The 15,000-nt window shown below is 43.9% G+C and carries 11 protein-coding genes, 1 tRNA gene, 2 rRNA genes, 1 other RNA gene and 1 other annotated feature (2 of these 16 running past the window's edge); of the genes, 4 read left to right on the top strand and 11 right to left on the bottom strand.

Annotated features, from left to right (window positions below):
- The 5 genes from recR to tadA all read right to left on the bottom strand — a co-directional run.
- A protein-coding gene (gene recR / locus ACN6MY_RS02090; protein ID WP_071353444.1) for a recombination mediator RecR crosses the window boundary here: on the bottom strand, positions 1 to 359 show its 5' portion. The gene continues 238 nt to the left of window position 1, outside the view; 359 of the gene's 597 nt are visible here — the first part of the coding sequence; the start codon lies at positions 357 to 359; its stop codon lies beyond the left edge, outside the window.
- Between the two features lie 370 nt (positions 360 to 729).
- Positions 730 to 1,056: a YbaB/EbfC family nucleoid-associated protein gene (locus ACN6MY_RS02085; protein WP_071353445.1), complete on the bottom strand. Its 327-nt coding sequence runs from the start codon at positions 1,054 to 1,056 to the stop codon at positions 730 to 732.
- Between the two features lie 20 nt (positions 1,057 to 1,076).
- Positions 1,077 to 2,768 (bottom strand): DNA polymerase III subunit gamma/tau, encoded by a 1,692-nt coding sequence (gene dnaX / locus ACN6MY_RS02080; RefSeq protein WP_419882596.1) that lies wholly within the window; start codon positions 2,766 to 2,768, stop codon positions 1,077 to 1,079.
- A 122-nt stretch (positions 2,769 to 2,890) separates the two neighbouring features.
- Positions 2,891 to 3,155: signal recognition particle sRNA large type (gene ffs, locus ACN6MY_RS02075), an RNA gene on the bottom strand.
- Positions 3,156 to 3,232: 77 nt separating this feature from the next.
- Positions 3,233 to 3,724 carry a tRNA adenosine(34) deaminase TadA gene (gene tadA / locus ACN6MY_RS02070; RefSeq protein WP_419884046.1) on the bottom strand — a complete coding sequence of 164 codons (492 nt, stop codon included), beginning with the start codon at positions 3,722 to 3,724 and terminating at the stop codon, positions 3,233 to 3,235.
- Positions 3,725 to 3,898: 174 nt separating this feature from the next.
- Between tadA and ACN6MY_RS02065 the strand changes: the two genes are divergently transcribed.
- The 3 genes from ACN6MY_RS02065 to ACN6MY_RS02055 all read left to right on the top strand — a co-directional run bounded on the left by ACN6MY_RS02065 (position 3,899) and on the right by ACN6MY_RS02055 (position 5,942).
- Complete coding sequence (locus ACN6MY_RS02065) at positions 3,899 to 4,456, top strand: isochorismatase family cysteine hydrolase (protein ID WP_419882595.1); 558 nt, start codon at positions 3,899 to 3,901, stop codon at positions 4,454 to 4,456.
- Between the two features lie 180 nt (positions 4,457 to 4,636).
- Positions 4,637 to 5,284: a deoxynucleoside kinase gene (locus tag ACN6MY_RS02060; protein ID WP_419882594.1), complete on the top strand. Its 648-nt coding sequence runs from the start codon at positions 4,637 to 4,639 to the stop codon at positions 5,282 to 5,284.
- Complete coding sequence (locus ACN6MY_RS02055; protein WP_419882593.1) at positions 5,271 to 5,942, top strand: deoxynucleoside kinase; 672 nt, start codon at positions 5,271 to 5,273, stop codon at positions 5,940 to 5,942. Before ACN6MY_RS02060 ends, ACN6MY_RS02055 begins: the two co-directional genes overlap by 14 nt.
- A 181-nt stretch (positions 5,943 to 6,123) precedes the next feature.
- Here ACN6MY_RS02055 and ACN6MY_RS02050 read toward each other — a convergent pair.
- The 4 genes from ACN6MY_RS02050 to guaB all read right to left on the bottom strand — a co-directional run bounded on the left by ACN6MY_RS02050 (position 6,124) and on the right by guaB (position 11,041).
- Positions 6,124 to 6,216, bottom strand: a tRNA-Ser gene (locus tag ACN6MY_RS02050).
- 197 nt (positions 6,217 to 6,413) lie between these two features.
- Positions 6,414 to 7,691, bottom strand: coding sequence for a serine--tRNA ligase (serS, locus tag ACN6MY_RS02045; protein ID WP_419882592.1), 1,278 nt, complete (start codon positions 7,689 to 7,691; stop codon positions 6,414 to 6,416).
- A 65-nt stretch (positions 7,692 to 7,756) separates the two neighbouring features.
- Positions 7,757 to 7,978: a binding site (T-box leader), on the bottom strand.
- An 86-nt stretch (positions 7,979 to 8,064) separates the two neighbouring features.
- A complete protein-coding gene (locus ACN6MY_RS02040) occupies positions 8,065 to 9,396 on the bottom strand; it encodes a serine hydrolase (protein ID WP_419882591.1) in 1,332 nt (443 codons plus the stop codon).
- A 181-nt stretch (positions 9,397 to 9,577) separates the two neighbouring features.
- Positions 9,578 to 11,041: an IMP dehydrogenase gene (gene guaB, locus ACN6MY_RS02035; RefSeq protein ID WP_419882590.1), complete on the bottom strand. Its 1,464-nt coding sequence runs from the start codon at positions 11,039 to 11,041 to the stop codon at positions 9,578 to 9,580.
- 239 nt (positions 11,042 to 11,280) lie between these two features.
- On the opposite strand from guaB, the gene ACN6MY_RS02030 reads away from it, so the two are divergent.
- Positions 11,281 to 12,252, top strand: a complete 972-nt coding sequence (locus ACN6MY_RS02030; RefSeq protein WP_419882589.1) for a YaaC family protein — start codon at positions 11,281 to 11,283, stop codon at positions 12,250 to 12,252.
- Positions 12,253 to 12,704: 452 nt separating this feature from the next.
- On the opposite strand, the gene rrf is transcribed toward ACN6MY_RS02030, so the two are convergent.
- Positions 12,705 to 12,821: ribosomal RNA gene (gene rrf, locus ACN6MY_RS02025) — 5S ribosomal RNA — on the bottom strand.
- A 52-nt stretch (positions 12,822 to 12,873) separates the two neighbouring features.
- Positions 12,874 to 15,000, bottom strand: a 23S ribosomal RNA gene (locus ACN6MY_RS02020) (it continues 805 nt past the right edge of the window).

The following is a 15,000-nucleotide window of genomic DNA, read 5'->3' as shown; positions in this document are numbered from 1 at the left end:
TCAGGTCCGATTCCTTCCATAGGAGAAATGCTTCCATGAAGGACATGGTACAGGCCATTATATTCCCGCATTTTCTCCATGGCAATAACATCCTTTGAATCCTGGACAACACAGACAAGGCTCCTGTCCCTACGCTGGTCTTCGCATATATAACAAGGATCCTGATCCGTTATATGTCCGCATACCGAACAATAGGTCAGATTCCGTTTGGCATTCACGAGTGCTTTGGCAAAATCCAATACAACATCTTCTTTCATATCCAGAACAAAAAAGGCTAGCCGGGATGCTGTTTTCGGGCCAATGCCCGGCAGTTTCATGAAGCTGTCGATCAACTTGGAAATTGGTTCAGGATAATGCATCGAATTCCCCCTCATCATAACAGCCGATATTGCACAGCCTGCATCCTCGTCGATTTGTTATAAGCAGCAGGCTGGCTGTATCAGCTTAAGCGCACCTTCCAACATCAGGAGAGGAATCCCCTGCTTGGAGGTGGGCATAATCATACTCTTACTGACATGCATCCCGTTCGCCTGGACTTCTTTAATGAATCTCAAGGACTTGAAGCAGGGACTTATGCCATAGCAGCACTCAAAAAAAAAGCGTATAAGCCAGTCAGGAAGTTTCTGCAGGTCACCTCTCCCTGAAAATGGCAAACAGGAAAAGAGATGTCCTAAGCAAAAACGGCCAGGCTAGTTACGCTTGTAGGATAATAGTAAGTTTCACTCTTTCTTAAAACATTCCGCCCGGAAGGTTTAGTCCTTTGGTGAATTGTCCCATTGTTGAGTTTGAGAGCTCATCTGCTTTTTTCAAAGCATCATTAGTTGCAGCAAGAACTAGATCCTGAAGCATTTCAATATCATCCGGATCTACCACTTCTGGTTTAATGTTTACTTCTACAATCTCTTTGTGCCCTGTAACGATGACAGTGACCATTCCGCCGCCAGCTGTTCCTTCGATTTTCTTTTCGCCAAGCTCTTCTTGTGCTTCAGCCATTTTCTTTTGCATTTTTTGCATTTGCTTCATCATGTTCTGCATATTTCCCATTCCGCCACGCATACCCATTTTTCACGCCTCCATTATTCTTTAATTTCGAGCAGTTCATCACCGACTAATTTACGGGCTTCTGCTATAAAAGGATCTTCATCTTGCTTCCTGTCCGTTTCAGTAGAATCCTGATTCTGGGTTGCCAGGAAATCCTCGCGCAGCTGCTGCCATTGACTTTCCGGGACACCAGCCATCTCCAGGCGATGACCTGTGATTTGTTGCAAAATCATGGCCATCGTTTCTATAAAACGGTCATTTTCCATCGCCATTTGGCAATGAATATCATATTTAAATTTTAACACAAAAGCTGCTGAAGACGCAGCAACAGGTTCCGCTTCGTTCAATAAAGCAGCAAGAGATTTTTGGTTTTGATGAGATAATTGCTCCAATACCTCTCCCCAGCGGCTTTTTACTGTCTGAAGATCCTGTTTCGTCGCCTGCCTTAGAATCTGTGTAATCTTTCCTGCTGGCGCCCTGTAGGCTTTTTTATTGATCCGCTGGGCCTTTGCAGGGGAAGGCTTCACATTTTCAGCTGCAGGCACTCCCTGTTCTCTTATGCTTTGAAGCTGTCTCTCAAGCTCCCCGATTTTCCCTAACAGATCCTGAACCTGGCCGTCAGGCACTTGGCTTCCGCTTCCCCTGTCCTGGCTGCAGAGCTTAACAAGTGCTACTTCAAGAAAAATTCTCGGATGGTTTGTCCACTTCATTTCCTGCTGTGTTTTATTAAAATTTTCTATATTAATATAAATCTGTTCCTGGGAAATCAAGCCCGCTAATTCCTTGAATTGAGGATCGATTAAAACGCGTTCAAAGGAATCTCCCAGTCCGGGTGCAGCCTGGTATAAAAGCATATCTCTATAAAAGAAAATCATATCCTCAATGAAGCGGGAGGTGTCCTTTCCCAGTGCCAGCAGTTCATCAAGGACCTGCAGGGCTTCTGCTACTTCTTTCTCATAGATGGCCCTAGCCAGCCTGCCTAGAAATGCCTGTGATACAGACCCCGTCACCGTCAGTGCATCTTCAACACTTACTTCATCCTCACTAAAGGAGATTGCCTGGTCAAGAAGGCTGAGAGCATCCCGCATCCCGCCTTCTGCTGCCCTTGCGATAATGTGCAGAGCCTGCTCACTGCATTTCACGCCTGTTTCCTCTATGATTTGCGACATGCGGCCAACAATATCCTGCGGCTGAATTCTTTTAAAATCAAAACGCTGGCAGCGTGAAATGATGGTCAGCGGGATTTTATGCGGCTCTGTCGTTGCCAAAATGAAAATTACGTGTTTAGGCGGTTCTTCCAGGGTCTTTAAAAGCGCATTGAAAGCTCCTTGAGAGAGCATGTGGACTTCATCGATAATATATACTTTATATGTAACCGCATTAGGGGCATATTTCACTTTATCCCTGATATCGCGGATTTCTTCCACACCGTTGTTGGATGCCGCATCGATTTCAATTACATCAGGAATGGAACCATCCGTTATCCCCTTGCACGCTGAACACTCATTGCACGGTTCACTGACTGGAGCACGCTCACAGTTCACAGCCTTTGAAAGGATTTTCGCCGCACTTGTTTTCCCTGTGCCGCGAGGACCTGAAAATAAGTAGGCGTGGGAAACTTTCTGCTGTATGAGAGCATTCTGCAAGGTTTTTGTAACATGTTCCTGGCCGACTACATCTATAAACTGTTGCGGCCTCCACACTCGATATAATGCTTGATACCCCACGATTTTAAACCTCCTATATTTTCTCCTGTCCCTCTATTATATCGTAATGCTTTTGTTTTTTTCAAAAAAGGGCATAAAAAAACTCATCCGTCCGGATGAGTTTATCTACTATGTAATAACTGCCGTGCACCTTCCGTCGATTAGCACCCATAAGCGTTACTTAAGCAGTTAGCTCGGCCCAGGCAACCCTGCGGCACATGAGAGCTTCCACTTAATGCTGCTTCCTTCCGGACCTGACATGGTTCATGGATTCCCATTGCGCAGGACCCGGGCGTCAACGCCACTTACTTAAGGCAGGCCCTACAGGATACTAACCTCGAGAAGGGATTCAGCCTCGCTGGAGCGGATTGCGAGTACAGGGCACCGCTACCTCCCCGCCTAGCACGGCAAATTTGCTACCAATTTTATGTGCCATATGTGACACAAGAATTATTATACTAACCCAGAAGGAAAAAAGCAAATGGTTATTCTTTGTCAAATGTCATTTGATTTTCTAATTGAGCTAATTTTTTCTTTCTTTTCTTCTTTTCTCTCAGTTCCCTAAAGAACCTGCTCAGTATCTCTCCGCATTCATCGCCCAATACCCCCTGGACGAGCTCGCACTGGTGGTTGAACCGGCTGTCCTGAAGCAGATTCATAAATGTGCCGGCACACCCCGCCTTGGGATCATATGCGCCGAACACCACTCTTTTGATTCTGGACTGCAGAATGGCTCCCGCACACATTGGACAAGGCTCAAGCGTTACATAAAGTGCAGCATCCTCCAAACGCCATGTGCCTTCTATATCGCATGCGTCGCGGATTGCAAGCAGCTCGGCATGGGCAATTGCACTTTGCTCTGTTTCCCTTAGATTATGACCGCGGGCGATGATTTCACCGTCTTTGACAATTACAGCTCCAATTGGAACTTCCTGCAGCCGGTATGCCTTTTTGGCTTCTTCCAGGGCGATTTCCATAAAATATGCATCATCTTTCACGTGAAGGTTCCTTTCATGAGTAAAGATAAAAATTACCGGCAAAATAATCGGTAAGCACATGCCTGTTTATACAAATGAATGAATGTATCTAATCATGAATAGTAGCGTATTATTTTCAGGCATGCAACAACTGTTCTATAAGAAGGGATGATCATGAATAATTCCAAAACCCCAACATATGCGTTATTGATTATAGATATGATCAATGATTTTAATTTTAGCCACGGCGATATGCTTTTTGAGCATACACTCCCGATTATTGATCCGATCCTTCAGTTAAAAAAGGAAATGAACAAAAGAGGCATGCCCGTTATTTACATCAATGACCATTATCAATTATGGCAGGCAGACTACAGTAAAATCATTTCGGCCTGTACAAATAGCAAAACGGCCGCCATGATCAAGAGCATCTCGCCAGGCGAAAATGATTATTTCCTGATTAAACCAAAGCATTCAGCCTTTTACGGAACAGCACTGAATACTCTCCTTCACCATCTTGGTGTAAAGACACTCATTTTAACAGGAATTGCAGGCAATATATGCGTGCTCTTTTCAGCCAACGATGCTTACATGAGAGAATATAGTTTGTGGATTCCTTCCAATTGCATCGCTTCAGCCAGTATGCAGGATAATCAGTTTGCATTGACTATGATGAAAAATGTTCTGAAGGCAAAGATTGATAAAAGCGGACCGCCTCCTTCTATTTTCTGATTTTCCACGGGACTGCCTTATTTAGAAAGCAGTCTCTTCTCCCTTTTCTAATTTTCCCCTGCAAGAAATCTCTCACTTAAGCTACTAGACTGTGATACAATAATTCTTGGCTTAAAAAACAAACTATGAAGAATGACCTATAAATTGATTTGGATAGAGTTTTGAAGGAGGAAGGAATCCATGAGAAACACACCATTTATCACCGTTGAAGGTCCGATTGGTGTGGGAAAAACATCGCTCGCAAAGGCCATCTCTGATCATTTTCAGTTCGTATTATTAAAAGAAATTGTTGATGAAAATCCTTTTCTCGGCAAATTTTACGAAAATATAGATGAGTGGAGCTTTCAAACAGAAATGTTTTTTCTGTGTAACCGCTATAAACAACTAGAGGATATTGAAACAAAATTCCTTGCCAATAATCAGGCGGTTGTAGCTGATTACCATATTTTTAAGAACCTTATTTTTGCCGAACGCACTCTGAGGAACCGCCAATATGATAAGTACCTGCAAATCTTTAATATTTTAACAAAGGATATGCCTAAGCCGAATATGGTCGTATATTTAGACGCGAGCCTCGACACCCTGCTTAAACGGATCGGAAAAAGGGGCAGAGATGTTGAAAAGAATATCAGCCCATTATATCTAGAGCAGCTATCCAGTGATTACCAAAGCTTTATGCAGACATTCGAAGAAACACATCCCGATATTCCCGTACTTAGATTTAATGGAGATACATTGGATTTTGTAGAAAAGGAACAAGACCTATCAATGATTATTTCTCAAGTTGAGAATGCACTTAAAGGAGCATGTACGAATGAACCTACGTAAAAAGTACGATATCCCCAATAATGCCATCATTACAATTGCAGGCACGGTAGGAGTCGGAAAATCGACCATGACCAATGCTCTTGCACAGGCATTGAAATTTAAAACCTCTTTTGAAAAAGTGGATACCAACCCATACCTTGATAAATTTTATGATGATTTTGACCGCTGGAGCTTCCATTTGCAAATTTACTTTTTAGCTGAACGCTTTAAGGAGCAAAAACGCATTTTTGAATATGGCGGCGGATTTATCCAGGATCGGTCCATTTATGAAGACACCGGCATATTTGCTAAAATGCATTATGAAAAAGGAACCATGAACAATATCGATTATGAAACCTATACAAGCCTTTTTGAAGCAATGGTCATGACACCTTACTTCCCGCACCCGGATCTTCTTATTTATCTAGAGGGTTCGCTGGAAGACATTCTTGACCGGATTAAAGAACGCGGACGCCCTATGGAGCAGCAGACGCCGATTGAATATTGGAAAGAAATGCATAAGCGCTATGAAGACTGGATCAATCACTTTAATGCATGCCCGGTATTGCGTTTGAATATCAATGACTATGATCTTATCCAAAGTGAACAATCCATTGAGCCAGTTGTTGAACGAATTGCATCATTCATGGAACAGACAAGGAAGCTGAGAAAAATATAATCAAGAGACTCTGGAGACTTTCAGAGTTTTGAACATAATATTAAATCACCGGATCCTTTAGCAGATCCGGTGATTTTTTTGCACAGTTATTTCTATTTCAGCAAAATAAAAAACCTGCCGCATTACTGCAGCAGGTTTTATCGATATCCAATTTTATGCGCAATGGTTATTAATAAGTTAATGGAGGAGGAAGAGGGATTCGAACCCCCGCGGGCTTTGACACCCCTGTCGGTTTTCAAGACCGATCCCTTCAGCCAGACTTGGGTATTCCTCCGTATCACCGTATCAACAATTAATATAATACCAAGTATAAAACTAAATGTCAACACTACTGAAACACTTTTTTAAAAAAGTTTTTGGACATGAAATATCTAAAGCATTCGGGAAGTAAAAGAGACACTTAACTGTGAGCCGGGCCCACCTTTTTATTTGAATAAAAGGACTCCCACAAGGAAAGTCCTTTTACTTAGTTTATGGCTTGATCACTTCAGCACCGCGCATATATGGGCGAAGCACTTCTGGAATGATGACACTTCCGTCTTCCTGCTGATAATTCTCAAGGATAGCAGCAACTGTACGGCCGATGGCCAATCCAGATCCATTTACCGTATGGACATGCTCCGGTTTCGCATTAACATCGCGGCGGAAGCGGATATTTGCACGTCTTGCCTGGAAAGCTTCAAAATTTGAACAAGAAGAAATTTCACGATAAATGCCATAGCTTGGAATCCAAACTTCTATATCGTACTTTTTAGCCGCTGTGAAGCCTAGATCAGCTGTACACATGCTTAGCACACGATATGGAAGTCCAAGCAGCTGAAGGACCTTTTCTGCGTGTCCTGTAAGGTTCTCAAGCTCCTGATAAGAATCCTCCGGCTTTACAAACTTTACGAGTTCAACTTTATTGAATTGATGCTGGCGGATCAGCCCGCGTGTATCCCTTCCTGCAGATCCTGCCTCAGAGCGGAAGCAAGCGCTATAGGCAGCATAGCTGATAGGCAATGCATCAGCAGCAAGAATTTCATCGCGGTGGTAGTTCGTTACAGGAACCTCGGCTGTAGGAACAAGGAAATAATCTTCACTTTCAATACGGAATGCATCTTCCTCAAACTTAGGAAGCTGACCGGTACCTGTCATGCTGGCCCGGTTCACAATAAACGGAGGCATCATTTCTTCATACCCGTGTTCTTCAGTATGCAAGTCAAGCATAAAGCTGATTAATGCCCGCTCAAGCCTTGCTCCAAGGCCTTTATAAAAAACAAAACGGCTTCCAGTGACTTTTGCTCCTCTTTCAAAATCAAGGATGTCTAATTCATCAGCAAGATCCCAGTGCGGCTTAGGCTCATAGCTGAAATTTGGAATATCTCCCCATTTTTTTATTTCAACGTTATCATCTTCTGTTTCCCCAACCGGCACACTTTCATGAGGAATATTCGGTATAGATAAAAGCAATTTGTCCAGCTGCTCTTCCACTGTGCGAAGCTTTTCATCTAATTCCTTGATTTTATCGCCAACCTCCCGCATTTCTGCAATCAACTGGTCAGCATCCTTCTTTTCTCTCTTCAATGCAGCAACCTGCTGGGAAACTTCATTACGGCGGCTTTTCAGCTGTTCAGTTTCCACCAGTAAAGAACGGCGGCTGACATCAAGCTCCTCAAACTTACCAAAATCCGTCATGTCTTCCCCGCGGAACTGCAGGGCGCGTTTTACTTGTTCAAAATTATTGCGCAGATATTTTACATCCAGCATTGCTTATTCCTCCTTAAATTTCATCCATGACATTGACGAAAAACGCAAAAAACTCCCGTCCCTATAAAAGGGACGAGAGTTAACCCGCGTTGCCACCCTAGTTAAAAGCAGATTCCTGCCTTTCACTCAGTTAGATAACGGCTAATGCCGAAAGTAATTACTGACCCGCATGGGGGTTCCTTACTTTACTCGAGGATGGATCCCCAAAATCCTTTCACCGGTTCACACCAGCCACCGGCTCTCTTTTAGAAAGTAATTTTGGTACTATTTCCTGTCATGGTTTTAAAATATAAAATGTTTTCCATAATGTACTATAATTTTTCAACAGATGCAACCATTTTATGCATATTGCTTAAATTTTGATTAGGAGCGGTCAGAACCAGCCTTTTACCGCAGAAGAAGCACTATCCCATACATCAGCGAAAAATCCTCCGATTGCATGCATAGATAGAGCGAACCAGTTTGCTTTTTCTACTGTTTCGGCAGCCACAACATCAGACCTTACATACTTGTCTCCATCTTTATTAAGGAAACCATAATCAGAGCCATCTTTTTTCTTGACGGTCAAATATCCAATTTTCTCGCCTTTTTTAATAGGTGCAGTTAATTCGCCATCTTTATTCAGCTTGCTTTTGTCGATCACAAGCTGCGGTGTATAATTTTTCTCTTCACCATTGTTTTTGACGACTAAATCAATGGCACTCTTTGACTTGATCTTAACGGAATCCTCTTTTCCTTTTGCTACAGGCAATGTCTTTTTGCCTTTAACCACATAATTCGCAGGAAGGATTTGTGTTTTTTTGAAGCTATCGTAAGCGTAATTCATCAGCTTAGCCGCATCTACAAAACGCTGTGCTTTTGATGTTGATTTCATGACAATGGTAATGTAACGCTGGCCATTTCGTTTCACCGTGCCAGCAAATGCATACCCAGCAAAATCCGTTGAGCCTGTTTTCAGGCCATCAACTCCATCATAATGATAAATCAGGCCAGGAAGCATCCAGTTAAAGTTAGGATACGTCTTTCCATCACGGAACTTCAGTTTTGAAATGCTCGCATATTCCAATGCCTGCGGGTGGTCCTTCAAAAGGCGGTAAGCAAGAAGGCCGACATCTTTCGCAGTCATGACATTTTCATCATTCGCATCGCCGGTCGGGAAGTGGCCAAGCAAGTCTTTATTGCTTAGTCCAGTAGCATTCACAAATTTAAAATGCTTTAATCCAAGCTCTTTTCCCTTTTTATTCATAAGGGGAATGAAATTAGTCTCACTGCCTGCAATCTTCTCAGTCAAAGCAACAGTAGCTGCATTTCCTGAGTAAATAGCCATTGCTTCATAAAGCTCTTTCACTTTATATTCCTCACCTTGCGTTAGGCCTACATTTGAAAGATTAGGAGCTTTAGATAAATTATGTACATATTCGTTGATTTTCACAGGTGTATCCCAGCTGATTTTCTTATCTTCAATGGCATCAAGAACCAGGTACTCTGTCATCATTTTTGACATAGAGGCGATGCCCATTACTTTATTAGCATTTTTTTCATATATAATTTTCCCTGTTTTGGCATCTACGATCAGTGCTGCATCTGCCTTTAAGCCCAGGTTATCTTCTGCAGCTTTTGCAGTGCGGGGATTGTAGGAGAATTGGGACGCAACAAGAACAAATAACAGTGTAAAAACCAGTGATATCTGGGTGATTCTTTTCAATTTCTTTTACCTCCAACTTTTCATAGCTTCTGTATAAGACGAAGAAAAAAACCTTCGTTGTTTGATTTGCACCTTGTCTAGTTTATCACATGTAATAAAAAAAAAATAGACAGAGTGATGGGTCCCTCTGCCTAAAATTATACGGAAAATTATTCCTTCCAACTAAGGAAAAAATTAGAATTTACAAGGAGTAGTTTGGTGCTTCCTTCGTTATCTGCACATCATGCGGGTGGCTTTCCTTCAGTCCGGCACCAGTCATTCTGATGAACTGAGATCTTTCTCTCAGTGCGTGAAGGTCTCCGGCACCGCAATAGCCCATTCCTGACCGCAGTCCGCCAATCAGCTGGTATATAGTCTCTTCCAGAGGTCCCTTATACGGGAGGCGTCCTTCAATTCCTTCAGGCACGAATTTCTTGTTATCTTCCTGGAAGTATCGGTCTTTGGACCCCTTTTCCATTGCAGCAACAGAACCCATTCCGCGGTACACCTTAAAACGGCGTCCCTGGAAGATTTCTGTTTCGCCAGGACTCTCCGTTACGCCAGCAAGCATACTGCCAAGCATAACTGCATGTCCGCCTGCTGCCAATGCTTTTACGATATCACCGGAATATTTAATGCCTCCATCAGCAATTATCGTCTTCCCATGCTTGCGGGCCTCTGTGGCACAGTCGTAAATTGCGGTAATTTGAGGTACGCCAACACCGGCAACCACGCGTGTAGTACAAATGGACCCAGGGCCAATGCCAACCTTCACTACATCTGCTCCAGCTTCGATTAGTTCTTTTGTAGCTTCTGCCGTCGCAACATTTCCTGCAATGATTGTTAATTCAGGATAAGCTGCCCTGATTTCCTTAACAGTTTCAATGACTCCAAATGAATGTCCATGTGCTGTATCAACCACAATGGCATCTACATGTGCTTTAACGAGCATTTCTACACGCTTCATTGTATCCTTAGTAATCCCTACAGCAGCACCAGCAAGCAATCTTCCCTGCTTGTCTTTAGCGGAGTTAGGAAATTCAATCACTTTTTCTATATCCTTGATTGTAATCAGACCGTTTAACACGCCATCCTCATCAACCAGCGGGAGTTTTTCAATTTTATATTTCTGCAGGATTTTTTCTGCCTGCTCAAGGTTGGTTCCAACTGGGGCAGTAACTAGATTTTCTGCCGTCATGACCTCTGCAATTTTGATGGAAAAATCAGAAATGAAACGCAGATCACGATTTGTAATAATGCCCACAAGCTTTCTTTCATCCACGTTATTTACAATTGGAACACCTGAAATACGATATTTGCCCATCAGATGCTCTGCATCAAAAACCTGATGTTCAGGAGTGAGGAAAAAGGGATCGCTGATTACTCCGCTTTCTGAGCGTTTAACTTTATCAACCATATCAGCTTGTGCCTCAATAGACATATTCTTATGGATAATCCCCAAGCCGCCTTGGCGTGCCATGGAAATAGCCATTTCAGCTTCCGTTACCGTATCCATCCCGGCACTGATAATTGGAAGATTCAATGTTAAATTTTCTGCTAATGAGACCTGGTAGTTCACATCTTTCGGCAAAACCTCTGATTTAGCGGGTACTAACAGCACATCATCAAAAGTTAAACCTTCTTTTGCAAATTTATTTTCCCACATATTTTTCCCCTCCTGCTTAAAAATATTATTTGTAGGTTATCAATTGGACAAAATACTGTCAAGGTAAAGTAGAAATGTTTGATTTTTCTATCAATTATAATTTGTTAAAATACATGGCTGATTTTCGCACGTTGTTGGTCGAAGTGAGCCGCGCTGGCCAGGCGAATCCACCCGGAGTCTTTGCACCCGGGAATCAACACGCACGTTTATCAGAGCCATCAATTTAAGGAGAATATAATATGCAGCCACTCAACACATCCAGCAACAAATTCATCTATTTCAGTTCAGCATCTTCTACACAGTCTTTTCTTAGGAAATGCTATGAAAGAGAAAATAACCCTGAAGCTGATTTAAAAAGCTTTGAAAACTGCTATCCATTTATGTATTACCTTGAGCATGGGCAAACATACTACAATCAGGCACAAATCGCTCCTCTATCACTGAAACCCGTTTTGCTTTTTTACGGATTTGTACAGCTTTTAAAGGCCTGCCTGCTCACATTAGATTCGAACTACCCTGAATCAACCACAGATTTAGCGCACGGAGTTACCACCAGAAAAAGAAAAAAACAACAATACGAATTTATGTTTGATGAAGTGAAAGTACAAAAAAACGGATTATTCACAAATATAGCTGAAAAAATGTTCCACATGAAACATCTTGAGTCAGAGAAATATACCATGGAACAGCTGCTAAGAGAAATCCCAGAGCTAAAAGACTGCCATCTTTATTTAGCATCCAAAAAAACATTTCAGGAATTAAAATCTGCCGGAGAAGTATACCAATTGCCAATTGCCATTTTATCAAGCTTTAATATGACCGAAAACCGATTTAATGGTTATTTGGAATCCAAACTAAGCAGCAGCATTAACATGACATCCAATTCATCATCTATCTCTTTATCCGTTGAACAAGGATTGCTGGTGAATCAGGATTCGCCCATACACTATCACATGTTTGAGAAAAGCTTCATGCTATCCCTTAACAAAAGCTCCCCCTGCTACCTATTTCCTGAATTGATGATACATTATCTCGTCCTTTATAATCTAAGCATGATTTCAAGGTACGAAACAGAATGGTGGTCAGAACTTTTAAAAACTGCCCCTAACGATGACTATCCATATATTTCAGAGTTTTTGAATATTTCCCAGGACAAAACTCCATTCTTAGTCTTTGAATGGCTGATGAAAGAACGACTTAACACGAAATGAATCATGCAGGGGTATATTTTAAGAAAATTCCATCACCATTTAGCTTTTATTGAGAGTATTTTACAATGTTGGATTATTTGAGAGACAAGTTTTAAAGCTTAGTTTACTTCAGCCGTTCACTGCCTGTGATGCCCATTGACAGTGTGAGAAAAAATGGGGAACAAAAAAACACCAGCATCTTAGCTTTCTCGATTGCTTAGCGGCGTCCTGCTCTCACAGGACTTGCACAGGACGTGCAGACCTCTGCGCAGCCATAGGACGTGGCTGCTAAATTCGAACTCCTGAACAGCAGTAACCGGACGGAGGACATCTTCATCAGCTAGAGTATTACCGCTCTTTAAATCTACCATTCTGATTTTGGCTTACTGGTCTCTTTTTATTCCTTTTAGTTATTATGAAATCTCCGTTTCTGCACACAAAAAAGACCAGCATCTCTGCTGGCCTTCCGTTTTGCTTGGCGGCGTCCTACTCTCACAGGGGGAGAACCCCCAACTACCATCGGCGCTGAAGAGCTTAACTGCCGTGTTCGGAATGGGAACGGGTGTGACCTCTTCGCTATCGCCACCAAACTATGAGGAACGTTGTTCCTTCAAAACTGGATAATAGAAGAAGGTTTTTGCATTGGTTAAGTCCTCGATCGATTAGTATCTGTCAGCTGCACGTGTCACCACGCTTCCACCTCAGACCTATCAACCTGATCATCTTTCAGGGATCTTACTAGCTTGCGCTATGGGAAATCTCATCTTGAGGGGGGCTTCATGCTTAGATGCTTTCAGCACTTATCCCGTCCGCACGTAGCTACCCAGCTATGCCTTTGGCAAGACAACTGGTACACCAGCGGTGCGTCCATCCCGGTCCTCTCGTACTAAGGACAGCTCCTCTCAAATTTCCTGCGCCCACGACGGATAGGGACCGAACTGTCTCACGACGTTCTGAACCCAGCTCGCGTACCGCTTTAATGGGCGAACAGCCCAACCCTTGGGACCGACTACAGCCCCAGGATGCGATGAGCCGACATCGAGGTGCCAAACCTCCCCGTCGATGTGGACTCTTGGGGGAGATAAGCCTGTTATCCCCGGGGTAGCTTTTATCCGTTGAGCGATGGCCCTTCCATGCGGAACCACCGGATCACTAAGCCCGACTTTCGTCCCTGCTCGACTTGTAGGTCTCGCAGTCAAGCTCCCTTGTGCCTTTACACTCTGCGAATGATTTCCAACCATTCTGAGGGAACCTTTGGGCGCCTCCGTTACTCTTTAGGAGGCGACCGCCCCAGTCAAACTGCCCACCTGACACTGTCTCCCGCCCCGATCAGGGGCGCGGGTTAGAATTTCAATACAGCCAGGGTAGTATCCCACCGACGCCTCCACCGAAGCTGGCGCTCCGGCTTCTCAGGCTCCTACCTATCCTGTACAAGCTGTACCAAAATTCAATATCAGGCTGCAGTAAAGCTCCACGGGGTCTTTCCGTCCTGTCGCGGGTAACCTGCATCTTCACAGGTACTATAATTTCACCGAGTCTCTCGTTGAGACAGTGCCCAGATCGTTACACCTTTCGTGCGGGTCGGAACTTACCCGACAAGGAATTTCGCTACCTTAGGACCGTTATAGTTACGGCCGCCGTTTACTGGGGCTTCGGTTCAAAGCTTCGCTTGCGCTAACCTCTCCCCTTAACCTTCCAGCACCGGGCAGGTGTCAGCCCCTATACTTCGCCTTGCGGCTTCGCAGAGACCTGTGTTTTTGCTAAACAGTCGCCTGGGCCTATTCACTGCGGCTTTTCCGGGCTATTCACCCTAAAAAGCACCCCTTCTCCCGAAGTTACGGGGTCATTTTGCCGAGTTCCTTAACGAGAGTTCTCTCGAACACCTTAGGATTCTCTCCTCGCCTACCTGTGTCGGTTTGCGGTACAGGCACCCTTCATCTCACTAGAGGCTTTTCTTGGCAGTGTGGAATCAGGAACTTCGGTACTATATTTCCCTCGCCATCACAGCTCCGCCTTGATGGAAACGGGATTTGCCTCGTTTCCGGCCTAACTGCTTGGACGCGCATATCCAACAGCGCGCTTACCCTATCCTCCTGCGTCCCCCCATCGTTCAAACGATGAATAGGTGGTACAGGAATATCAACCTGTTGTCCATCGCCTACGCCTTTCGGCCTCAGCTTAGGTCCTGACTAACCCTGAGCGGACGAGCCTTCCTCAGGAAACCTTAGGCATTCGGTGGAAGGGATTCTCACCCTTCTTTCGCTACTCATACCGGCATTCTCACTTCTAAGCGCTCCACCAGTCCTTACGGTCTAGCTTCAACGCCCTTAGAACGCTCTCCTACCACTGACACCAGAGGTGTCAATCCACAGCTTCGGTGATACGTTTAGCCCCGGTACATTTTCGGCGCGGAGTCACTCGACCAGTGAGCTATTACGCACTCTTTAAATGGTGGCTGCTTCTAAGCCAACATCCTGGTTGTCTAAGCAACTCCACATCCTTTTCCACTTAACGTATACTTTGGGACCTTAGCTGGTGGTCTGGGCTGTTTCCCTTTTGACTACGGATCTTATCACTCGCAGTCTGACTCCCATAAATAAGTCTTTGGCATTCGGAGTTTGACTGAATTCGGTAACCCGATGAGGGCCCCTAGTCCAATCAGTGCTCTACCTCCAAGACTCTCATTATGAGGCTAGCCCTAAAGCTATTTCGGAGAGAACCAGCTATCTCCAGGTTCGATTGGAATTTCTCCGCTACCCACACCTCATC

It is taken from the genome of Peribacillus sp. B-H-3, assembly GCF_048572925.1.
GTDB lineage: Bacteria > Bacillota > Bacilli > Bacillales > DSM-1321 > Peribacillus.
This window is presented reverse-complemented; position numbering and strand designations above follow the sequence as displayed.